Genomic DNA, 20,751 nt, shown 5'->3' with positions numbered 1-20,751 from the left:
GCGCTACTCGGACTGCGCGGAGCTGGCCAGATTGGCGCCGTCGCGGCCCACCGCGCCTGCGGGATGGGTGTAGATCACCTGGTCCCATCGGTAGCCCCGCATCATGCGGGTGACATCGGTGATCGCATCCAGCAGGGCGGCCGCCGCGAGGGAACTGCCGGTTGCGATGATGGCTCCCAGATCGGCATCCGCCGGCAAGGTGAGCGGCAAGACGTGATCCGCGAGAACCGCGAGTTCGGACTCGGGCGAGGCAGTGATCGCGATGAGGCAGCCGGCCAAACGCCGCGCCCGGCGGCAGAACTCGTTCAATTCCGCTGAGCCGCCGCCTTTCGAGATCGCGATGACGCTGTCTTCGCCTCGCAAGACGCCGAGACCACCATGCAGCCCGTCCGCCGGCGCAAGGTAGAAGGCGGGCGTCCCCGCGACGGAGAGAAGATGCGCCGCACGGATGGCGATGGCGCCAGAGGTGCCGCTGCCCGTGACGAGAACCTTGCCGGAGCCCGAAGCCAGCAATCGGCAGACATTCACGAAGGTCTCGCCCAGCGCCGTTTCGGCGGCGCTGACGGCCGCCGCGTTGGCCGCGATCACACGGCGGGCGGCGGTCAGGATAGCCGAGGATTCCGACAACGTTTCCAACACGGCATCTGCGCTTTTATTTCCGCAACCGTATTTCAGGCTAGGCGGGGATGTCAATTGAGCGATGCCCGCTCATTTGAGCTGGTGATCAATCAACCGATGAGCGACGGCGGCGTCTGTGATCAGCGTTGTCAGCCATCCGCCGTTCAGCACCGCGCGAATGGCGTCTGTCTTTTCCAGGCCACCGGCCACCCCGATCACCGTCGGCACGGCGCGGATCTGTGCCGCGCTGACCCCCACGACATTGTCGGCAAGCGGTGTGGCAACGGCTTGCCCGCTCGGGTCAACCAGCACGGTACAGAGATCCGCACAGGCTCCGGCTGCCTGCGCCTGCTCCTGCCAGGAAAGCGGCAATGTGCTGAACAGCGTAGAATTCGGTGGGTTCCAGGCCCCGATTCCGGAGACCAATATGTCGATATGGGCGAAGCGAGCTGTCGCACGGGCGATATTCGGCTCGCTTCTGACCAGTTCCGCAAGCGCCTGATCCTCGAACCACATGGGAAGATAAAGCGGATAGGCGGTGCCACGGCTGAGCGCCGCGAGCCGATGGACAAGTTCCACAGAACTCTGGGCATATTCGGCGCCCGCAAGGCTGCCGATGGCCTGAACGACGTCGATCAGCGGTAGCTTGGTCAACGCGCCCGCGCAGGCCGCCAGCGTCCGTCCCCAGGCGACCGCGAGGGTCTGACCATCCACCAGGGTCTCCTCCAGGAGCGCGGCGGCGGCGCGCCCCAGAGCCTCAGTGACAGCCGAGGGCGAGGAATTCGGCGTACGCACAACAACCGCGTGCCGCAGCCGGTATTTTTGGGCCAAGGCTTCGGCCAATGGGGCGTCATAATCGTCCTGATCAGCAATGACGAAGCGAACGACGCCGGTTTCAATCGCTTCGTCGATCAGGCGGGCAACCTTGAAACGGGAAATGCCAAGGCTCTGCGCGATTCCCTGCTTGGTTTGACGGCCAATGAAATAGCGGTGGGCAACGGTCGTCATCAACGGCCTAGCAAACGGGCGCGGCGGCATTTGCGCCTATCCTTCCGATGGTTTCGACAAATAGCAGCGCTCAACTGAGCGAGACGTGTCAAGGCCGCGGTGACCGTCCGGAATGCGGTGGCGGCAGTTGGACAGGCAGGCGCCGCCGAGATAGTTGCTACGTCATGTCTCTTCGAAGCCACACCTGGAGCAGGCTCCAACTATCATCTTGATGCTCTTTATAGTGGCAACATTGATGCGAACAAATGGGCAGAAGCGGCCGCATCAACCCGCATTCACCCCGGTGACGAACGGTGGTCTCACTGGAAGATACAGTCACGTATGATCCGCAGATGCTTAATTCACTTGTCAAAAATAGTGCCGAGATATCAATTTAGCGGAATTGCAAGCCTCAGCTGTTGGCCGACCGGGTTAGTGATCCGGCGTTCAATACGCGAGAAGGAACATTATCGCGTATTGAGCAGCCTTCTGTTGGAGCGCTGAGCCTGGAACGGGAAGGACTACGTCGATATCGAACTCGCCGCAGTCCTTGACACGTTTATGGTCGCTACAAACCTGACAGCCTGGCAAGAGAAGAAGCCCCCATTCGACGTTTCCATTGTCGGCCTGTGGAAGAGGGCGCGGACTAGTGGTGGCCTGATCGTTCCGGTGCAGGCCGTCAATTCCGCATTGAAGTTAGGTCGGGTAGTTGCGCAGGCGCCGTGAGTTACGCGGCTTTGAGCGCCGCACACATGCAACAGGTGGTGCCGAAAAGAGCTGCATGCTGAAGCTTTCGCTCTGAATTGATCTTGAAGAAGCTCACGACTTAACTTCGCGTGGCGGAGGGCGGTCCCTCGCGATTTGTACAAGAAGTTCGTGCCGTGCGGCAATGCGTCGTCGTTGAAGTCATATTCGTGGTTGTGCAGCGGCTTCGAATGCTTGCCGTTACCGACAAGCGAAGCAGCCCGGCACACGCTGAAGGAATCGAGCGAAATCCTCCGACGCTGTTTAGAATTCCGTTGACTCCTCCACGTTCTCGCCGCCTGGCACCTTTCGCGCCGCGGAAAGAGCCGCTGTCGCGGCATCGAGATCGTCGATCATGGGCGCGAACTCGCGCGTTAGTGCACTTCGCAATCCATCTCGTAGCTGGGCGCAATAGCAGTTATAGCATGCCTGGACGTTGACACTGTGCCGATAGAGCGAAATTCTGCGCCCAAAGTCGCGACATTTGTCGCGACGAAGCCAAGGCTCCGCGACATAGAGCAGCCAAAGCTCAAAACGACTTGTTGCGGGGCATCTTCGTGATTTATGCGGTTTTGCCGGACAAGACTGCACGATTCGATGGGCACTACCATTTGGGCGGACGTACCTTACACGTGGTCGATCGATCTGGCGCCGCACGAGGTTTCTTGCCAGCCACCTGACACTGGGGCCGGCTCGACGTTGCACGCCGTGCCTGCGGGGGCCGCAGCCACTTTACACAATGCCAAGCGCCCCAATAATCAAAGGGAAAGATCATGATTGGCCTCGCAACTCTTCCTCACGATACCGCAACGCTATCGCGCCGGGAGAAGAGCCGTACTGCGATTCGCGGCGCGTTCTTTTCTGAGTTCATCGACATGTTTGACATCTATTTGCCAACGGTGGTGCTGTCGCCCGTTCTCTTCTTCTTCCGACCCGCCGCAATCACGCCGGGGACTGCCGCGATACTGACGTCCCTCGTTTTCATTACGACACTTCTTGGCCGCCCGATTGGGGCTTTTATCTTCGGCGTCGTCGCAGACAATGTCGGCCGCCGCATGGCGTCGATCTACTCTGTTTCTGGCTTCGGCTTCATCACCTTCCTGATCGCCATCCTGCCAGGCTTCGACAGCATCGGCATCGCCTCCTATTGGCTCCTGGTCCTGTTACGCTTCCTGGACGGCATCTGCCTGGGCGGCGGCTACACAGGTGCGATGCCGCTCGCCATTGAATATGCCGAGAAGCCGAGACGCGGCTTCGTGGGCGGCCTAATCCTTGCGGCGTTCCCCCTCGCTTATGTCGTCATCAACCTGATCGCCATGCTCATGTTCGCGCTCTTCCCGCTGCATGGCGCGCAGTCACCTTATGTCCACTGGGGCTGGCGCATTCCGTTCGTCATCGGCGCAGTGCTCGCCGGCCTCCTCGCACTCTACTATGCATACAAAGTCCCGGAGTCGGAGGTCTGGGCATCGGAGACAGCCGAGGGCAAGCAAAAGCTACCATTGCGGGACCTCATAACAGGCCGCAGCGCTTGGGGTCTGCTGCAGGTCCTTGTCATGATGACGGGCTTTTGGCTGACGCAGAATATCATCACCATCTTTATCCCGACCACGCTGCTGCTTCACATTCTGCATCTGCCGAAATACGAACTGACATCGACGCTGCTCATCTCCTACCTTGTACTGTTCTTCAGCTATATCGCTTCAGGGATGATAGGCCAGGCGATCGGGCGGCGGCGGTTCTTCCTGATCGTCGGCCCGCTCATCGCAATATTTGGCGGCGGAATCATGTACGCGCTGGTGAGCATCAGGCTCGGCTTGCCGCTAGTCGTGCTATTGGTCTGCCTCATGTCGGTGCTCGTCACCTCGCCCTGGGGTGTCATCGTTACCTATATCAACGAGCGCTTCGTGACCGATGTGCGGGCAACTGGCTTTGGCCTGGGCTTCAGCCTGTCGGTAGTCATTCCGTCCTTCTATGCCTTCTACATGAACTGGCTTGGCATCATCATGCCGTTCACGCTGACTCCCGTCGTGTTACTCGTTATTGGAGGCTTGCTAGGCGCCCTCGGCGCGTTCATAGGACCGGAGACGCGTAACGTCGACTTCTAGCATCCGTCCGCATGTGTCTTGAGTTGTCGCGAAGACTGTAGCTGTTTGGAGATGGTGATGGTGGGACGCCTTCAAGGAAAAGTTGCGCTCGTGACCGGCGGGGCCGGAGGAATAGGAGAAGCCATCTCCGCGGCTTTCGCGCGGGAAGGCTCGGATGTTGCTATCCTGGATCTGGAGATCGACAAGGCCCAGGCCTCCGTCGATCGCATCTCCGCCCGCGATGTGCGGATGATTGCAGTCGCCGCGGACGTCTCAGATGAGAGCGCCGTGCAAGCCGCGGTTGCCATCGTGATTGCAAATCTCGGGCGGATCGATATCGTCGTGAACGCGGCGGGCATCGACACGACATCGCTGGTCAACGACATGTCAACCGCGATGTGGGACCAGATGATCTCCATCAATCTTCGGAGTGTCTTCCTCGTCACGCGTGCCGTTCTTCCTGGCATGATCGATCGCGGCTTCGGGCGGGTCATCAACATTGCGTCGCAATTGGCGCAGAAGGGCGGTCCGGAGATGGCGCATTACGCCGCCGCCAAGGCTGGCGTGATCGGCTTCACCCGCTCCCTGGCCTATGAAGTCGCGCGTAATGGAATTACCGTCAACGCGATTTGCCCCGGACCGATCGACACTCCGTTGTATCGGGCGCTTCCCGAGGACTGGAAGGTCCGCAAGATCGCGGAGCTTCCAATTGGCCGCGTTGGCCGGGTCGATGAAGTTGCGCCCACTGCCGTTATGCTTGCCTCGGACGAGGGTTCTTACTACATCGGCGCCACGTTGAATCCCAACGGCGGCGACGTGATGGTCTAGTTTCGAGCCGACGAACCTTTGCCGGCGGCGGGTCAAGTTTCGAGGAACTGATTCCACCTCCGAACGAGATAATTGTGCTCACGCATGGTGGTGTTCCAAAGAGCGATGTTGGATATCCGGTCCAGCACCGAGCCGCCGCTACGCGTGGTGCCGGCGGGAATCACAAGCGAACCATCCGGCCCTGGTAAAGCGGAGGGCGCGGGTTTGCCCTCGTACCAAAAGAACCACTCCGCCATCGACAAATGCGGCCGGATATTGTCGCAAGCCGAGACGTACAGCCCATGACGTGTCATCTGCGCGCCCGCCCAGCCCGACAGCCACCAATTGAGGTAGTCATAGGCCGCATCAGCGACCCGCCCCTCTGCCCGGCCGGACAATGCCATACAGCCGTGCCAGCCCCGATAGCCTTCCAGCGGCACCGCGTTGCGCACGTCAACGCCCCGCGACCAAAGACCGGCGAGGGCCGTGGCCCATAGGCTGCCGATGACGACTTCACCGTCCTCCAGCAGCGGGACCACATCCGAAACGGACCGCCACAAGGTGTGAAAATGACCCGCCCTCTTCCGCCCGATCAAAATCCGTACCAGCGTATCGATCTCCGCGATGCTGAGATCGGCCGGGTCCTCGAAGCTGGCCAGCCCCTGCGCCATCATCGCGAGTGCCGCCTCGGCCGCGCCGATGGTTGGATCGGCAACCAGCGCCACGCGGCCACTCAGCCGGCTGTCCAACAACCAGCCCCAGCTCTCCGCCTCGCCGGGCAGCAGCGCCTCCAACGGACCCGGCAGATAGCCGAAGGCATCGACATTGTACACGCCCGGCACGGCCGTGACCGTTTCCGTGCGGTGGATGCCGAGCCGGCGGTCGGGCGAGACAAACAGCCGCGAAAGCGGCATCGAGCGGGATCGGTCGACACGTCCGGTCATGCGCAGCGCTTGGTCGCGATGCATGATCTGGTCCCAGGAGAGGATCCGGCGGGTGTCAATGGGCTGCAGCGCGCCCGACCACCAGACGACGTCAAGGCTGTGAAACCAGTGATCGTAAAGGTCGTAGGTGCCCGGGTGCCGGACGGCGACCTGCTGGGCAGCGACGCCGTCCATCGGGGCGAAGACGATGTCGATGCCGAGATCCTGCTGCGCCTTGAGCCGGATCGGTTCGTGCAGCGTGACGGCGGTGCCCAATACTCTCAGCACCGGCCTCGCCGGAAGAATGGCGGGCGCGGCAAGATCACCAGGTTTCGACCTCGATTTCGTCATGACCGGCGATGTTCAGCCTGCGCCAGCCGGGCTCTCCAGTATCGCGAAAGCCCGCACGGGCGAGCCGGAGCCGCCACTGATCCGCAGCGGCACGCCAAAGAACTGAAATTCCCCTTTCCCGATCAGCAATTCCAAATTCACGAGCCATTCCCAATGGCTGATGCCGAGCTCCCGGCAGAGGCGGTGCTGCGCGAAGACATTGTCGCTTGGCCTGTCCGTCGAAGGCCCCTCGACGCCATGCATGCGGGAGCCACGGGCATGGAGCCAGCGGGTCGCCTCCACCGTCAGCTGCGGATTCTTCCAGACGGAATCGAGGCCCGGATAGGTACGATTGTGGAAGCCCGTGCAGAGCAGGACAATATGGCCGTCAACGATCACGCCTGCCGCCGCCTCGGCCGCCTCGATTTCCTCCAGGGTGATGTCACCGAGATCGGGGATATGACGCAGGTCCAGACACACGGCCTTGCCAATGAAAAGTTCGAGCGGCATCTCATCGATGCTGGCGCCGGTCGGACTGACATGGCGGAATGCGTCCACATGCGTGCCGACATGATCGAGCGTCGCGATGAAGTTGGTCTGGAACGTCATTGCATCGCCAGGCACGCCGAGCTCGAGCGCTTTGGCGCTTTCATGCGTCAGATGCGTTGTGATCACCGGCCTCTGGAACAGTTTATGCGTGGGCATGTTGTCTTCGATGAGAAGACTGAGGTCGATGATCCTGCCGGCCACTACGCAACCTCCTCCAAGTCCACCGCTGGCGCATCAGCATCCAGGCCCTCTTGATCGGCGGCGACATAAACGGCCGTGACCTTCCCGCCGGCGGGCGCGGTATGCGGCACCTCCATCTTCATGACCTCCATGATGAACAGCACATCGCCCTCGGCGACGTTGTCGCCAGGCTGCACCAGCACCTTCCAGACATTCCCCGCCGTCAGCGTGCGAATTTCAATGGTCATAGGCTCTTCTCCCTATACGATCGAGCCAAGGATGGAAGCGTCGGTGCAGAGTGCGGCCAAGCTGCGCGCCATCGCCTGCGATTCCGCGACGCTCACCGCTTTGAAGCGGTAGGTCTCCCCCGGCTTGGACTGCCCCAGTTTCCAAAAGGCGGCTTGTGGCACGGTATAGGGATTGATGAAGCCACCCATGGAAGGCCCATCATTCACCAGGATGATCGGCGTCTGCCCCGCGAGGTTGATGGCGCCGAGCGGATAGCCCTGGTCAATAATGTTGGAGGGCAGCGAGCCGTGTTCCGGCGCCTTGTGCAGCGCCTTTTCCGTGAAAGTCCAGTCAGGCCCGTCTAGCCGGAAACCGGTTCGATCCGATTTGCCCGAGAGCTTCCAGTCGGCGGACAGAAACCGTGCATGCCCCTCGCCATCGATCCAGTCATCGTTGGGACCGGCAACGACCTCGATTTCCCAGCGCCGGTCGGTGGAGATCACGGGCCGCGCCGCTTCTTCCACGATGAGACCGGCCTTGGCCGTCGCGGCCGGCACGCCCAACGGCACCTGCTGACCCGGCTTCAGCGCGTGGCCTCCGACACCGCCGATCCCCGCCTTATGGAAAGTGGCGCGGGAGCCGAGCCAGGGTTCGACATCTATCCCGCCCGCCAGTGCCAGATAGGCGCGCGCGCCGAGTTTGGCGAAGGACATGGCAAGTACCTGCCCCGGCTGCGCCGTCACGCTCTGCCATAGCGGAACAGGCGCGCCATCCAGCGTCGGCAGCATGTCGGCGCCCGTCACGGCGAAGACGGTTTCCGCGCCGAAACGCAGCGTCGGGCCAATATACTGGCATTCCAGAGCGGGTGCCCCGACCACATTGCCCACCAGCAGATTGGCCAGCCTGAAGGACCAGCTATCCATCGGACCGGAGGGCGGGAAGCCCTGATTCCAGAAGCCGTAGCGCCCCGGCCAATCTTGCACCGAGGTCTCAAGCCCAGGCTTGATGATTTCAAGTGTCATGACGTTCTCCGCGCGCCAAGCGATGCGGTCCATGCCTTATAGAGTGCTACTGAGAACTTCCCGTAGCCCACCATGTTGTATTGATAGGTTCCGTCGGCCACTTCGCGCTCGATGGTCTCGAACTCCTCGACCGAGCAGGGCACAAAGCGCACGCGGTCGCCCGGTCGGAACAAGCAGATCGACCCCGCGAAAGCGGCGAAGCGTTGTGCGCGGTCCCAGATCGGCACCGGGGTTCTGGCGAAGATCTGGTAGCCGCCCGGCAATTGCTCCGGATAGATCGCGGTCGATGCGCCGCCAAGGCCGATGGCGCCGCCAGGCGTCCAGGTGCGGGGCGGGTTGTATTTCGGCGCGGTCATTTTGGCGCGCGGGTCAAGCGCCATCATAAAAGGCAGTCCCGGCCAGAAACCGAGCGAGGCGACCCAATATTCGGTTCCGGAATGCACCCGGACGAAATCATCCGTGTCGCGGAGGCCGTTGAGCTCCACCATATAGTCCCAATCCGCCGTCTTGGGCGCGATCTTGGCTTGGTAGTCCTCTACGCAGGCGCGCGTCCATGGGTCGAGGTAGACGGCGGGCAGATAGAACAGCCGGCTCTCCAACTCCAAAGCATCGGAGGGGCCAAGACCCGCGACCAGGCGCGACAGCTCTGCCCGCAGGTCGTCGAAGCTGATGATCTCAGGCTCGTAATGCACAAGCATCGAGGCGAAGCACGGCGCTGTCTCGATCACGCCGGCGATGCGCGCCTCGAGGATGGCGGCGGCCAGACCCTGCGCCATGAAGTTGAGTTCCAGGTTCATCTCGTTGCCGAATTCGACCAGCATGTAGCGGTCGCCGCCCGGCAGGTAGCGCGGCTCTGGATAGATCATGCGGCCGTCTCTCCGGTTTTGGGCGGGAAGAGCGTCGCCCGATGCGTTTCGATGAAACCCGTAAGCGTCCGCCCGTCAATGAACGCCGGATGGTCGAGCAGCCGGATCAGGAACGGCAGAGTGGTCGTGATGCCCTCGATCGTGATCGCGCTCAGCGCGGCGCGCATCGCCTCGATCGCTGCGTTACGGTCCGCCGCATGGACGATAACCTTGGCGAGCAGCGAGTCGTAGAAGGCCGATACCGTATCGCCCTCGCGCACGCCGGTATCGATGCGGAGATCCGGGCCTTCCGGCAGCGAGAGGCGAGAAATCCGGCCCGGCGACGGCAGAAACATCCGTTCCGGATTTTCCGCGCAGAGCCGGCATTCGATGGCGTGGCCGCGCGCGACCAGACCGTCCAGCAGCGGCGCGCAATCCTCGCCTCGCGCCAGCCTCAATTGCAATTGCACGAGATCGCGCCCAGCCACCATCTCGGTGACCGGATGTTCGACCTGAATGCGTGTGTTCATCTCCAGGAAGAAGAATTCCTTGGTGTCGTCATCGACCACGAATTCGATCGTTCCGGCGGAACGGTAGGAGACGGCGGCGGCCAGCGCCTGGGCCGCCATCTGCATCGCGGTCCGCGCGTCACGCGTGATGCCGGGCGATGGGCTTTCCTCCAAAATCTTCTGAAAGCGGCGCTGGACCGAGCATTCGCGCTCGAACAGATGCGCAGCGCGGCCGTCACCCAGGCCGAAGACCTGCACCTCCACATGGCGCGCCGCCGCGACATAGCGTTCCAGATAGGCGGTGCCATCACCGAAGGCGCGCTGCGCCATGGATTGCAGCGATTCCACCGCCGCCCGAAGATCCTCGGGTCTCGCCACCAGCCGCATGCCGATGCCCCCGCCCCCGGCCACCGCCTTGACCAGAAGCGGATAGCCGACCGCCTCCCCGGCCGCCTCCAGCCCCTCCAGGCCGCCGGGGGCCAGTCTCGCGCTTGCCGGCAATACCGGTACGCCGGCTGCCGCTGCGGCGTCCCGGGCTCGCGCTTTGTCACCCATCATGGCGATCTGTGCGGCAGTCGGACCGACAAAGACCGGGCCCGCATCCTCGACCGCCGCGGCGAAAGCGGCGTTTTCGGCCAGGAACCCATAGCCGGGATGGATCGCATCCGCGCCCGTCTGCCGCGCCGCCGCCAGGATGGCCTCGACCTTGAGGTAGCTATCTGCCGGGCGCGGTGGCCCGATCAACACGGCCTCGTCGGCGGAAGCGACATGTAGCGCGGCGGCATCGGCTTCCGAATAGACGGCGACGGTCGCGATACCGAGCGACTTCGCCGCGCGCATGATGCGCACCGCGATCTCCCCCCGGTTGGCAATCAGAAGCTTGCGCATCAGGCCGCCAACTGCCGTATCGCGCCGCGCACGGCCCCCGCGATCTCCATCGCATTGGGCGTATCCGAATGAACGCAGATGGTCTCCGCGCCAACACGGACGTCACGACCGCCAACGGTCTGGGTAAGTCCTTCCTTGATCGCGCGGACGCAGCGCCGCGCGGCCTCTGACGCGTCCACGGCGTCATGCACCTGGGTGATGATCAGCTTACCGTCGTCGTCATATTCCAGGTCGGCGTAATACTCTGCGAGGAAGGGAATTCCACGCTCCGGATAGATCGTCTCATGCAGCGTGCCGAGCATGCCGAAAACCGGAACCCTGAAGATCGCGGCGGCATCGCAGACGGCATGAGCCACATGCTCCAACCGCCCGGCCATCCCGAACAACGAGCCGTGCGGCTTGATGTGATTGAGCACCATGCCCTCCGCCTCCAGGAAGCCCTTCAGCGCGCCGATCTGATAGATCAGGCAATTCGCCAGCTCCTCCCGCTTCATCGCCATCTCCCGGCGCCCGAAACCCTGCCTGTCCGGCAGCGAGGGATGCGCGCCCACCGCTACACCATGCTCGCGGGCGAGGCGAACAGTCGCGCGCATATGGTTGAAGTCGGAGGCGTGGAAACCGCAGGCGACGTTCGCGACATCGATCAGCGGCATCAGCGCCGCGTCATCCCCCAGCCGGTAGAGGCCGTAGGATTCCCCCATGTCGCAGTTGAGCAATGTCGCCATGGTCAGCTCCTGTATTACGCGGCGTATTCGGGAACCAGGCCCAGGAAGGCCCGGCAGGACCGCTCGATCAGGTCGCGCGGCAGATCACGCACAATGAACACGAGGCGCGAGCGGCGGTCGCCGTCGGGCCATCCATCCAGATGCAACGGTTGATGCATGACGTGCTGGACGCCGTTGATGAAAACCGGATGCGCGGAGCCCGCGATATCAAGCAAACCCTTCACGCGCAGCACCCGCTCCCCATGCGCCTGCAGCAGCATGGTCAGCCAGATGCCCAGCGTCACCCAGTCGATCGCGTGGCCGAAGACCATGCAGAAGCTGTGAAGCCCGGCCGCATGACTGGGGAGGGATTGCAACCCGCCGGGCCTAGGTGCTGGTGACGTCCAGGCGAGGGCCTCGGCGCGAAGCGCATTGGGCGAGACGGCATCAGTCAGCAGGGCGCCCAAATCCAGATCGGTCGCCATCGCGTGGAAAGGCGTGGCGCCCGGATTGATGGCGCGCAGGCGCCGGGCAAGCGCCTCCGTAACCGCGGGACCGGCGAGGTCGGTCTTGGTGATCACCAGCCGATCGGCGACCGCGACCTGCTTGCCCGATTCCGGCTGGCGTTCCAGATGGAGCGCGCCGTTGACCGCGTCGACCGTGGTGACGACACAACCCAACCGCAGGTGGTGCCGCAGCATCGGCTCGCTGGTCACGGTCGAGAGAATGGGCACGGGATCGGCGAGGCCAGTGCTCTCCACGATGATGCGCTGGAATGGCGGCACCTCGCCCCGCGCACGCCGGTCGAGTAGATCCTTCAGTGCTTGGCCGAGATCGTCCCGCACTGTGCAGCAGATGCAACCGCTGCGCAGCAGTACTGTCTCTCCATCCAGGTGACGCAGCAGGTGATGGTCGAGGCCGATTTCGCCGAGTTCGTTGACCAAAACCGCACTATCCGCCAGCGCGGGCGTGTCGAGTAGCCGTCGCAGCAGCGTGGTCTTGCCGCTGCCAAGGAATCCGCTGACGAGATGCAGCGGCAGGCGCGACGGGGCGACGCCGGGCGCCGTCATGTGCGCATTGCCTCCTTCTCAAGCCGCTCGAGCAAGCCAGCGTCGAGGGGGTCGCATGCCCGTCCGCACAGTCGCGCCGCAGCTTGCCAGAGATGGGCCGCGTTATCGACGATCTCTGAACGGCCAGTATAGGTGGCGATAATATAAGCGCTGCCCTGCCAATCGGACGCCGTGAGCCCGAAAGGCCGCAGCACGCGGTTGAGGCCGCGCACGCGCTCCTGCCGTTCCCGACGGCGAGTGGGCGTGTCGGGCGGGGATGGCGCCGGCACGCCGTCAGTCCAATGCGGCGCGGTCCCCACAATGCCGCAGAGACCGCACATCGGAGTCAGCCCTTACGCGGGAAGCGTCGCGCGAAATCATCCGCCATCTCGTTCATGGTGACGAAGCGCACGCCCGCATGACCCTTCATGTATTCATACAGGCGCTCGAGCATCAGCAGCACTTGCGGGCGACCAGAGACATCGGGGTGGATGGTGATCGGGAAGACCGCGTAATCCATCTCGCGATAGACCCAGTCGAACTGGTCCCGCCAGAGTTGCTCGATATCGCGCGGATTGACGAAGCCGTGGCTGTTCGGCGCCTTCTTGATGAACATCATCGGCGGCAAGTCGTCGAGATACCAACTGGCGGGGATCTCGATCAGCCCGGTTTCCGTGCCCCGCAACAGCGGCTTCATCCAGGTCTCGGGATTCTGCGAGTAGTCAATCCGCGTCCAGCTATCTCCGACGCGGACGTAATATGGATGAAAATCGTTATGCATCAGGCTGTGGTCGTATTTGATGCCGCGTTCGACCAGCAGTTCGTTGGTGACAGGGCTGAACTCCCACCACGGCGCGACATAGCCGGTCGGCGGCTTGCCGGCCAGCTTGGTCACGAGTGCGATGCAGCGGTCGAGAATGATTTCTTCCTGCTCGCGCGTCATCGCGATCGGATTTTCATGCGTATAGCCGTGGATACCGATCTCATGGCCCGCATCGGCGACGGCCTGCATCTGTTCCGGAAAGGTCTCGATCGAATGGCCTGGGATGAACCAGGTGGTCTTGATGCCGAAACGCTCGAACATCTTCAGCAGACGTGGACTACCGACCTCGCCTGCGAAAAGGCCGCGGCTGATGTCGTCTGGGCTGTCCTCGCCGCCGTAAGAGCCTAGCCAGCCAGCCACGGCGTCAACATCGACGCCAAAGCCACAGAGAATTTCTTTAGCCATGATCTAGTTTCTTCCCCTTTTGATGGGACCGTTATCGCTTGTCTGCGGCGACGATGGTCGCCTCCTCCGGCCGCAGGCCGATCCAAAGGGATGATCCCGCGACCAGCCCCTCCCCGCCCGCATGGCCCGTATGGCCGTCCAGAAGAATTTCGCGCCCGTCCGACAGAGCCGCGCGGATCAGGCGTGTATGCGCCACGACCTCGACCGCGAGAATTCGCGCCGAGAGCAAATTGCCCTGATATTGCGCCTGCAGCGCCGCCTCATTGCTCGTCTCGCGATGCGGCTCCAGCGCCTCGGCCGGCAACACGATCTGCGCCGCGTCCCCTGCGCGCAGGAAGCTGTCCGCGACGACGCCCCGCATTGGCCCGTAGGATGTCTCGATCAGGCCCGACGCATCCTTGAGTCTCCCCATTACCAGCGTGTTGCGCCCGATGAAGCGCGCGACGAAGGGGGTTCTAGGGCGAGTATAAAGATCGGCCGGGCGGCTGACTTGCTCGATCCGCCCTCTATTCATCACGACGATCCGGTCCGATAGGATCAACGCTTCTGACTGCGCGTGGGTCACAAACACGAAAGTGATGCCGAGGGTCCGCTGCAGCAGCTTCAGCTCGTTTTGGACCGAGCGCCGCAGATTGGCATCCAGCGCACCGAGCGGCTCATCGAGCAGCAGGATCCGCGGCTCCACCACCAGCCCCCGCGCCAGCGCCACGCGCTGACGCTGACCGCCGGAAAGCCCCGCCTCCTTCCGGTCCGCGATAGTGAGCAGATCGAGCTTCTCCATGATCCGGTTTGATCGCTCCCTGCGCTCCGCGGATTTGATGCCGCGCGCGGCGAGGCCATATTCGATGTTCCGCCGCACCGTCATATGCGGAAACAGCGCGAAGTTCTGGAAGATGGTCGAAGTCGGCCGCTTCTCCGGCGGAAGGTCGTTGATGCGCTGACCGCGGATCAGGATCTCGCCCGCGGTGATCGATTCGAAACCCGCGATCATCCGCAGCGTGGTGGTCTTGCCACAGCCGGAGGGGCCGACCAGGGAGACGAACTCCCCCTGTTCGACCACTAGCTCGACATCCTCCACCGCGCTGACGCCGCCCGGATAGGTCTTGCGCAGCGCAACGAGTTCGAGATCCGCGACCATATCAGGCGCTCAGAAACTCGTCCCATTTCGAGACGAGGTAATCATATTCGTCAGGCCACTGGTGCCAATAGGCGACATGTGCCGCGCGCTCCTTCAAGGAGCCGCCGTCACGCAGATCACCCGGCTTGATGCCGCGCCATTCGGCTTCTTTCCACGGTGCGCCCTCGTACCAGAAGGCATAGCGATCAGGCGCCATGACCTTTTCGATATTGGTGGTGGGCGAATAATAGCCTTGTTCCGACACGGTAATGCCCGGCGGCCCGGACAGCCAGTAGTCGGCATAGGCCAGCACGGCATCCTTGTTCGCCGTGCCGGCGATCATCGCCGGGCCGATCGCCCAGGCGCGATAACCTTCCTTCGGCACCGCGTATTTGCACGGCTTGCCCTGCGCCTTGACCGCCATGACCGCAGGCTGCCAAGCGTCGCTAACGACCATTTCGCCGGAGGCGAGCAGATTCACCAGCTCGCCAAAATCGCCCCACAGCGCACGAAACTGGCCACCCTTCTTTTTGGAAATGAGAAATTTCGCCGCCTCCGTGATCGCTTCCTTCGGTGGGTTGCCGGGATTCTCGACCTTCAGCAGGCCGAGCGTGTTCATCGCCATAATTGCTTGGCCGAAGGCGATCAACGGATCGGTGTTGAGACCCGACTTTCCTTTGAACTTGTCGTCGAAGAGGCAGGTCCAGGTATTCGCCTCCTCGGCGCTGACCTTGTCCGGGTTGTAGCCAATGCTGTCGTAGTTGTACACGGCGGGCACCATGTAAAGCTTGGTATGGTCGTCATCGGTCCATATCTGGCCGACGATCTGTGCCTTGGCCGGCCACTTCGGATCGGCCTTGGTGAAAGTGTCGCGAATGCTTTCCCAGTTCTTCAGCCCGCTCGTCTCGACCGGCGCATCCTTGTTCGTCTGCACCAGCGCGGGCAGACGCTCACCGATGATCTCCCAGCAATCGAAGTCGGAGGAACCTGACAGGATCTTGGTCTGCGCATCCGGGAAGGTCGCCGCCGTGCCGCTGACGCTTCCGACATCGCTTGCTTTCTTGAAGTCTTGCAAGATGCGATCCTGCACGGTCACCGAAAGGCCGATCGTGCGAAGCTGTTCACTCGCGAGCCCGCTCGCCGCCATAGCATGACGCATCGACCCAAGGATTGGGCCGCCGCCGAGTGCCGCGAATGCGAGCGACGTAGCACCGCCTTTCAGCATGGAGCGTCGATTGACGTGTGGCTTGTCCATGGGAGTTTCCTGTTTCAATAACGGCCGACGAGAAGACCGCCATCAACCACGATCACCTGACCGGTGATGTAGCGGGCGGCCTCGGATGCAAGAAATAAAACGACATCCGCGATATCCTCGGGCTCACCCAGGCGGCCCATGGGGATAAAGGCGGGCGCCTGTTCGGCACCGGCCGCTCCCAGCGAATGCTCTTCCGATAGAAGCTGCGCCGTGCGGATATAGCCGGGTGCAATGCCGTTCACGCGAATACCCTGTGACGCCAACTCAACCGCGAGGCCGCGCACCAGGCCGATCACCCCGGCCTTGGCAGCCGAGTAGTGAATATGTTTGTCCCAGCCATAGGCGATGCCCATGATTGAGGAAAGCGCGACCAGAGATCCGGCGCCGCGCTTACGCAATCCCGGAACGGCCCGACGGAAAACGCGCATCACCCCGCCGAGGTCGATATCGACTGTTTGATTCCACAATGCGTCCGTCAACTGCTCCACCGGCACATGCCGGGCGATGCCTGCATTGGCGATGACCGTATCGACGACACCATGCGCAGCCTCCGCCGCCGCGAAGACCGCCTCGACCTCCTCGGTGCTCGTCACGTCTAGAAGGTGGAAGCTTGCGCGGCCGCCAGCTGCGAAAATCTCGGCCGCTACCGCCTCGCCTTCCTCAGCCAAGACGTCGGTCACCAATACATGCGCGCCAAGACGTCCGAATGCGATCGCGGTGGCGCGGCCGATGCCTATCCCGGCGCCGGTGACAAGAACAGTTTGCGCCGTCACCGTGTTACGTCTCCCGAACTCGGCCAAGCCCTGGGACCGATGCCGCCGATCCGCACCAACCAGCCTGTCATCATGCAATGTCCTCCTGTACCGCCAGCCTACGCGCCCGGCGTGAACTCAGCGTCATCAATGTCGCGTAGACGGCCAGGAGCGCGAAAGAGAACAACGTGGTCAACACCCCGAAAGCGAAGACGTTCGGGTGGATCTCAACCGAGAAGGTTCCGTAGATCGCAAGCGGCAGCGTCAATTGACCACCGGAGGCGAACAGCGTACGCGGAAACTCGTCATAGCTCAGCGTAAAGGCGAAGAGCATCGCGCTCAGCACACCGGGAAAGATCAGCGGAAAAGTGATCCGGCGGAAAGTCTGGATCGGCGAAACGCCGAGACTCCAGGCCGCTTCCTCCACCGACCGGTCGAACCGGTTGAAGATCGCAAGCATGACGAGGAAGGCGAAGGGATAGGTATAGACTACATGCACCAGGAAGACGGTGCTCCACCAGTTGCGCTCGATCGACAGCGCATTCGCGGTCAATGCCGTGCCGAGACCGACCAGCACGCCGGGCACCATCATACCGAGGACAACTAGGTAGAAGACCGCCCCCGAACCGCGAAAATGGCGGCGGAAGGCCTGCGCTGTCAGCGTGCCGAGCACGGTCGATACCACCATCGTGGAGAAGGCGAGCGTCAGGGACCGAAACAGTGCGGCCCCCACCGGAAGCGGCGCCACGCGGGACGGCGGCACGAGGTCAAAGAGCTGGCGGTACCAATAGATTGACCAATGTTCGATCGGGAATTGTGGCCCGCCTTCCGGCCCCGACTGGAAAGACAGAATCGCGAGCACGACCATCGGGCTATAGAGGAAGATCAGGAAAAGGCCGGTCCATCCCCCAAGCAAGGAACGGAGGAAAGGCTGACGCTCCATGTCAGATCTCCCGCCGAAGATTTACGATTCGCAGCAGCCCGACCACGGTGACGGCCATCAACACGGTTAGGATCACGCCGCAGACTGAGGCGAAGGCCCATTTCAGCGACCCCACCTGCGTCACGATGATATTGCCAAGCAGATTGACCTTCGAGCCGGACAGCGCTGCGGGGGTCGCAAATTCACCCAGCACCATGACCGAGACGAAGATCGCGCCGACGACGATGCCGGGCAGGCTGAGCGGCAGGATGATCGTGAAGAATATCCGCGTTGTGCCGGCGCCAAGATCGCGCGCGGCCTCGATAAGGCTGCGATCGATGCGAGAGACCATGAAGGCGACAGGCCCAACCATGAACACCACATAGATCTGCACCATGCCGACAATGACACTGTATTGCGTGAATAGCAGCGCCTCGATCGGTGTCGAGATCAGGCCGAGTTTGAGCAGGATCAGGTTGACCGCGCCCTCGGTTCCCAACATCGGCCGCCAGGCCAGGATGCGGATGAGAAAGGAGGTCCAGAACGGCACAACGCAAAGCACCAGAAGCGAAGTCTGGATGGTCCGGTTGCGAACGAAGAGGCCGATATAGACGGCGACCGGATAGCCGATGAGGAAGGTCAAGGCGAGCGTGATGAACCACAGCCTGATCGTCGTCAGTAGCGAATCGACATAGGTCGGTGTGCTGAAAAAGGCGATCCAATTGGCAAAGGTTGGCGTCGACTCGATTGAGAAGGTGTGCTGCGTCCAGAAACTGACATAGACCATCATCAACATCGGCACGACGAGGCAGAGCAGCATCCAGACGACGCCTGGCGCCAGCAACATCCAGCCGCCAAGCGATTGCCTTCTGATGAATTCGCGTGCCGGCGCTGTCGGGCCGTCGGCCAAGGTCGCGTTCTGAACGGCGGCCGTCACGCTGCGGCCTTCATCGGAACAGTGCCAGCACCGGCTGGGAAGACCAACCCTTCCGCCCTCGGCCAGACGACGGAGTAGCGGCCGCCCGGATCGTATTCGGCGGGGCGGCGATGGCTGAGATGATCCTCGACCTCTAGGATGCGGTCGTCGGTCAGACGGAACAAATGGGTGATGATGGCGCCAGAGAATTCACTGGTGATATAGGCCGCTTGCAAGTGAGCCTGGTTCGGTCCAGGCGTCGCGTTCTCGGGCAGAACTTCAATTTTGTCTATACGTATGCAGAAATCCATAACCTCGCCGGCCCTACGGGTCTCGGCTTCGTCGGGCGCGGCGATGAGGCCCGCCGCGGTCGCGATCCCGCCCGCGCCGTCATTCTTGCCGTTGAAGAGGTTATAGCGGTTCAGAAAGCGCGCGACGGCGATTGAAGCGGGACTGTTGTAGACCGTATCAGGCTCATCAGCCTGCAAGATGCGCCCAGCATCCAGCACGACCACACGGTCGCCCATGGCCAGCGCTTCCATTTCATTGCCCGTGACATGGAAAAAGGTAATGCCGAGCGCGCTATGGATGCGACGAAGCTCGATCGTCATCCGTTGGCGCAAATTAGCGTCCAGTGCGCCGAGCGGCTCGTCTAGTAGACAGAGCCGGGGGCGCACGACCAAGGTGCGCGCAAGGGCCACGCGCTGTTTCTGACCGCCGGAGAGCTGCTGAATCTGCCGCCTCGCAAAATCCTCCAGCCCGACCATTTCTAGAATGTCGTTGACCCTCTTGCGTACTTCTGCGGTGTCCCGCAGCGGGGAAGTCGCGTGATAGCGCAGCCCGAAGGCGACATTGTCGAAAACCGATAGATGCGGGAACAGGGCAAAGCCCTGGGACACGAAGCCGATGCCGCGCTCATGCGCCGGCACGGTGGCGAGAGACTGACCGTCGAGCTTTATTCCACCTTCATCCGGGGCCTCATAGCCCGCGAGCACGCGCAGCAGCGTCGATTTGCCAGAACCGCTGGGGCCGAGAACCGAAAGATAGCCGCCAGTGCTGACCGAAAGCGAAATCGCATCCAGCGCCGCCACACCGCCGAAGCGTTTTGTCAAAGATTGAATCTCGAGCATCGCGTCTCCAAACAGACCGCATCCCGTGACACGCCGCGCCAGGGAGGTAGCACAAATGATTTTTGCATACAACAATGCGTTTTGCGTTGATTGATGGCAGTTTCTGTGATGTCTGCCTAGTTTTCGATCACATAGCGAAGGACGCCCTGTCAATCAGACTTCATGACAAGGTCTATCAAGTGCTCGAGTTGCATCTGGTGCAGCATCGCCTGACCCCCGGGCTCGTGCTCCTTGAAGGCGCCATCGCCGAGGCATTCCGAGTAAGCCGCGCACCAGTCCAGATGGCGCTCCGCCGGCTGCATAGAGCCGGACACGTCCAGCGCTTCGAAGGGCGAGGCTATGTCGTGCCTGCCGCCGCGAACACGCCGCTGGTGCCGGTGCGAAGCAGCCTCAGCCTCTCCGGGCTGGATGTCAGCATTCTGCCCCAGACGCCGCAAGACATCGGCCGCGCCGGCTGGGCACGCGTGGCGGCGGATACACAGCGAACCATCGAAGCGGCGGAACCATTCGGGCGCTTTCGGCTGAGCGAAAGCCGCATGGCCTCTCATTTCGGCGTCAGCCGCACCGTAGTGCGCGACGTACTGGGGCGCCTGCACGAACGCGGCATCATCACCAAGGACGAACGTTCCCACTGGCTGGTCGGCCCGCTGACGGATGCGAGCCTGCGCGAGATGTACGAGGCGCGGATCATCCTGGAGCCAGCGGCGCTAAGACAAGCGGCGCGCAGACTGGATCGCGCGACACTCGACCCAATGCTCAAACGTGTCGAAATAGCTCGAACTCAGCTGCCGCGGGTCGATCCGACGTTGATGGAACAGATCGACCAGGATCTGCATGTCGACTGCGTCCAGCATATCGGCAACCGCCATCTGATCGACCTGATCCAGCGTAGCCACGCGAGCCTCAAGGCCAGCCACATGCTGACGCGCTTTCTCGAATGGGGAATCGAATCCGGCTCGGTCAC

Annotated in this window: 21 protein-coding genes; 3 read left to right on the top strand and 18 right to left on the bottom strand. The window is 62.3% G+C overall.

Translation table 11 applies throughout. The features are described from left to right. Window positions 1-3: 3 nt before the first annotated feature. Complete coding sequence (locus tag GSQ83_RS13050; protein WP_216850125.1) at window positions 4-639, bottom strand: SIS domain-containing protein; 636 nt, start codon at window positions 637-639, stop codon at window positions 4-6. 69 nt (window positions 640-708) lie between these two features. Continuing rightward, window positions 709-1,626, bottom strand: a complete 918-nt coding sequence (locus GSQ83_RS13045; protein WP_158803324.1) for a sugar-binding transcriptional regulator — start codon at window positions 1,624-1,626, stop codon at window positions 709-711. 1,496 nt (window positions 1,627-3,122) lie between these two features. Between GSQ83_RS13045 and GSQ83_RS13040 the strand changes: the two genes are divergently transcribed. After that, a complete protein-coding gene (locus tag GSQ83_RS13040; RefSeq protein ID WP_158803323.1) occupies window positions 3,123-4,454 on the top strand; it encodes an MFS transporter in 1,332 nt (443 codons plus the stop codon). A 57-nt stretch (window positions 4,455-4,511) separates the two neighbouring features. After that, window positions 4,512-5,261 (top strand): SDR family NAD(P)-dependent oxidoreductase, encoded by a 750-nt coding sequence (locus GSQ83_RS13035; protein ID WP_254065660.1) that lies wholly within the window; start codon window positions 4,512-4,514, stop codon window positions 5,259-5,261. A gap of 32 nt (window positions 5,262-5,293) precedes the next feature. Here GSQ83_RS13035 and GSQ83_RS13030 read toward each other — a convergent pair whose 3' ends face one another. From GSQ83_RS13030 to GSQ83_RS12955, 16 genes are all read right to left on the bottom strand, one after another. Beyond that, window positions 5,294-6,514 carry a PotD/PotF family extracellular solute-binding protein gene (locus GSQ83_RS13030; RefSeq protein ID WP_216850123.1) on the bottom strand — a complete coding sequence of 407 codons (1,221 nt, stop codon included), beginning with the start codon at window positions 6,512-6,514 and terminating at the stop codon, window positions 5,294-5,296. Between the two features lie 12 nt (window positions 6,515-6,526). After that, window positions 6,527-7,243 carry a cyclase family protein gene (locus GSQ83_RS13025; RefSeq protein WP_158803321.1) on the bottom strand — a complete coding sequence of 239 codons (717 nt, stop codon included), beginning with the start codon at window positions 7,241-7,243 and terminating at the stop codon, window positions 6,527-6,529. Next, entirely contained in the window at window positions 7,243-7,470 is a 228-nt protein-coding gene (locus GSQ83_RS13020; protein WP_158803320.1) for an acetyl-CoA carboxylase biotin carboxyl carrier protein subunit, read from the bottom strand. Before GSQ83_RS13020 ends, GSQ83_RS13025 begins: the two co-directional genes overlap by 1 nt. Before the next feature lie 12 nt (window positions 7,471-7,482). Beyond that, on the bottom strand, window positions 7,483-8,472 hold the full coding sequence (locus GSQ83_RS13015) for a biotin-dependent carboxyltransferase family protein (protein ID WP_158803319.1): 990 nt from the start codon (window positions 8,470-8,472) through the stop codon (window positions 7,483-7,485). Continuing rightward, a complete protein-coding gene (locus tag GSQ83_RS13010; RefSeq protein WP_158803318.1) occupies window positions 8,469-9,338 on the bottom strand; it encodes an allophanate hydrolase subunit 1 in 870 nt (289 codons plus the stop codon). Before GSQ83_RS13010 ends, GSQ83_RS13015 begins: the two co-directional genes overlap by 4 nt. Next, on the bottom strand, window positions 9,335-10,714 hold the full coding sequence (locus GSQ83_RS13005; RefSeq protein WP_158803317.1) for an acetyl/propionyl/methylcrotonyl-CoA carboxylase subunit alpha: 1,380 nt from the start codon (window positions 10,712-10,714) through the stop codon (window positions 9,335-9,337). Before GSQ83_RS13005 ends, GSQ83_RS13010 begins: the two co-directional genes overlap by 4 nt. Beyond that, window positions 10,714-11,439 (bottom strand): LamB/YcsF family protein, encoded by a 726-nt coding sequence (locus GSQ83_RS13000; RefSeq protein WP_158803316.1) that lies wholly within the window; start codon window positions 11,437-11,439, stop codon window positions 10,714-10,716. Before GSQ83_RS13000 ends, GSQ83_RS13005 begins: the two co-directional genes overlap by 1 nt. 14 nt (window positions 11,440-11,453) lie before the next feature. Next, complete coding sequence (locus GSQ83_RS12995) at window positions 11,454-12,488, bottom strand: GTP-binding protein (protein ID WP_158803315.1); 1,035 nt, start codon at window positions 12,486-12,488, stop codon at window positions 11,454-11,456. Beyond that, on the bottom strand, window positions 12,485-12,808 hold the full coding sequence (locus GSQ83_RS12990; protein ID WP_158803314.1) for a hypothetical protein: 324 nt from the start codon (window positions 12,806-12,808) through the stop codon (window positions 12,485-12,487). The genes GSQ83_RS12995 and GSQ83_RS12990 overlap by 4 nt, the downstream gene beginning before the upstream one ends. A 5-nt stretch (window positions 12,809-12,813) precedes the next feature. Then, window positions 12,814-13,695, bottom strand: coding sequence for a polysaccharide deacetylase (locus GSQ83_RS12985; RefSeq protein ID WP_158803313.1), 882 nt, complete (start codon window positions 13,693-13,695; stop codon window positions 12,814-12,816). A 31-nt stretch (window positions 13,696-13,726) separates the two neighbouring features. After that, on the bottom strand, window positions 13,727-14,833 hold the full coding sequence (locus tag GSQ83_RS12980; protein ID WP_158803312.1) for an ABC transporter ATP-binding protein: 1,107 nt from the start codon (window positions 14,831-14,833) through the stop codon (window positions 13,727-13,729). Window position 14,834: 1 nt separating this feature from the next. Then, on the bottom strand, window positions 14,835-16,067 hold the full coding sequence (locus tag GSQ83_RS12975) for a PotD/PotF family extracellular solute-binding protein (RefSeq protein ID WP_158803311.1): 1,233 nt from the start codon (window positions 16,065-16,067) through the stop codon (window positions 14,835-14,837). Between the two features lie 14 nt (window positions 16,068-16,081). Then, entirely contained in the window at window positions 16,082-16,840 is a 759-nt protein-coding gene (locus tag GSQ83_RS12970; RefSeq protein WP_158803310.1) for an SDR family NAD(P)-dependent oxidoreductase, read from the bottom strand. Window positions 16,841-16,910: 70 nt separating this feature from the next. After that, complete coding sequence (locus GSQ83_RS12965; RefSeq protein WP_158803309.1) at window positions 16,911-17,762, bottom strand: ABC transporter permease; 852 nt, start codon at window positions 17,760-17,762, stop codon at window positions 16,911-16,913. Window position 17,763: 1 nt separating this feature from the next. After that, window positions 17,764-18,678, bottom strand: coding sequence for an ABC transporter permease (locus tag GSQ83_RS12960; RefSeq protein ID WP_216850121.1), 915 nt, complete (start codon window positions 18,676-18,678; stop codon window positions 17,764-17,766). Continuing rightward, window positions 18,675-19,787 carry an ABC transporter ATP-binding protein gene (locus GSQ83_RS12955; RefSeq protein WP_158803308.1) on the bottom strand — a complete coding sequence of 371 codons (1,113 nt, stop codon included), beginning with the start codon at window positions 19,785-19,787 and terminating at the stop codon, window positions 18,675-18,677. The genes GSQ83_RS12960 and GSQ83_RS12955 overlap by 4 nt, the downstream gene beginning before the upstream one ends. A 179-nt stretch (window positions 19,788-19,966) precedes the next feature. Between GSQ83_RS12955 and GSQ83_RS12950 the strand changes: the two genes are divergently transcribed. Next, window positions 19,967-20,751: GntR family transcriptional regulator (locus tag GSQ83_RS12950; protein WP_158803307.1), on the top strand; the 785-nt coding region annotated here is incomplete at its 3' end.

It is taken from the genome of Acidisoma sp. L85, assembly GCF_009765865.1.
Lineage (GTDB): Bacteria > Pseudomonadota > Alphaproteobacteria > Acetobacterales > Acetobacteraceae > Acidisoma.
The sequence above is the reverse complement of the archived record's forward strand: the minus strand, read 5'-3'. Positions and strand labels throughout refer to the sequence as shown.

Coding starts and splice junctions, on each gene's coding strand:
- GSQ83_RS12990 (WP_158803314.1), bottom strand. CDS start 12,808: ATGTGCGGTCTCTGCGGCATTGTGGGGACCGCGCCGCATTGGACTGAC.
- GSQ83_RS12955 (WP_158803308.1), bottom strand. CDS start 19,787: ATGCTCGAGATTCAATCTTTGACAAAACGCTTCGGCGGTGTGGCGGCG.
- GSQ83_RS13040 (WP_158803323.1), top strand. CDS start 3,123: ATGATTGGCCTCGCAACTCTTCCTCACGATACCGCAACGCTATCGCGC.
- GSQ83_RS13045 (WP_158803324.1), bottom strand. CDS start 1,626: ATGACGACCGTTGCCCACCGCTATTTCATTGGCCGTCAAACCAAGCAG.
- GSQ83_RS13020 (WP_158803320.1), bottom strand. CDS start 7,470: ATGACCATTGAAATTCGCACGCTGACGGCGGGGAATGTCTGGAAGGTG.
- GSQ83_RS12965 (WP_158803309.1), bottom strand. CDS start 17,762: ATGGAGCGTCAGCCTTTCCTCCGTTCCTTGCTTGGGGGATGGACCGGC.
- GSQ83_RS12980 (WP_158803312.1), bottom strand. CDS start 14,833: ATGGTCGCGGATCTCGAACTCGTTGCGCTGCGCAAGACCTATCCGGGC.
- GSQ83_RS12995 (WP_158803315.1), bottom strand. CDS start 12,488: ATGACGGCGCCCGGCGTCGCCCCGTCGCGCCTGCCGCTGCATCTCGTC.
- GSQ83_RS13000 (WP_158803316.1), bottom strand. CDS start 11,439: ATGGCGACATTGCTCAACTGCGACATGGGGGAATCCTACGGCCTCTAC.
- GSQ83_RS12985 (WP_158803313.1), bottom strand. CDS start 13,695: ATGGCTAAAGAAATTCTCTGTGGCTTTGGCGTCGATGTTGACGCCGTG.
- GSQ83_RS13035 (WP_254065660.1), top strand. CDS start 4,512: ATGGTGGGACGCCTTCAAGGAAAAGTTGCGCTCGTGACCGGCGGGGCC.
- GSQ83_RS13030 (WP_216850123.1), bottom strand. CDS start 6,514: ATGACGAAATCGAGGTCGAAACCTGGTGATCTTGCCGCGCCCGCCATT.
- GSQ83_RS13010 (WP_158803318.1), bottom strand. CDS start 9,338: ATGATCTATCCAGAGCCGCGCTACCTGCCGGGCGGCGACCGCTACATG.
- GSQ83_RS13015 (WP_158803319.1), bottom strand. CDS start 8,472: ATGACACTTGAAATCATCAAGCCTGGGCTTGAGACCTCGGTGCAAGAT.
- GSQ83_RS12975 (WP_158803311.1), bottom strand. CDS start 16,067: ATGGACAAGCCACACGTCAATCGACGCTCCATGCTGAAAGGCGGTGCT.
- GSQ83_RS13005 (WP_158803317.1), bottom strand. CDS start 10,714: ATGCGCAAGCTTCTGATTGCCAACCGGGGGGAGATCGCGGTGCGCATC.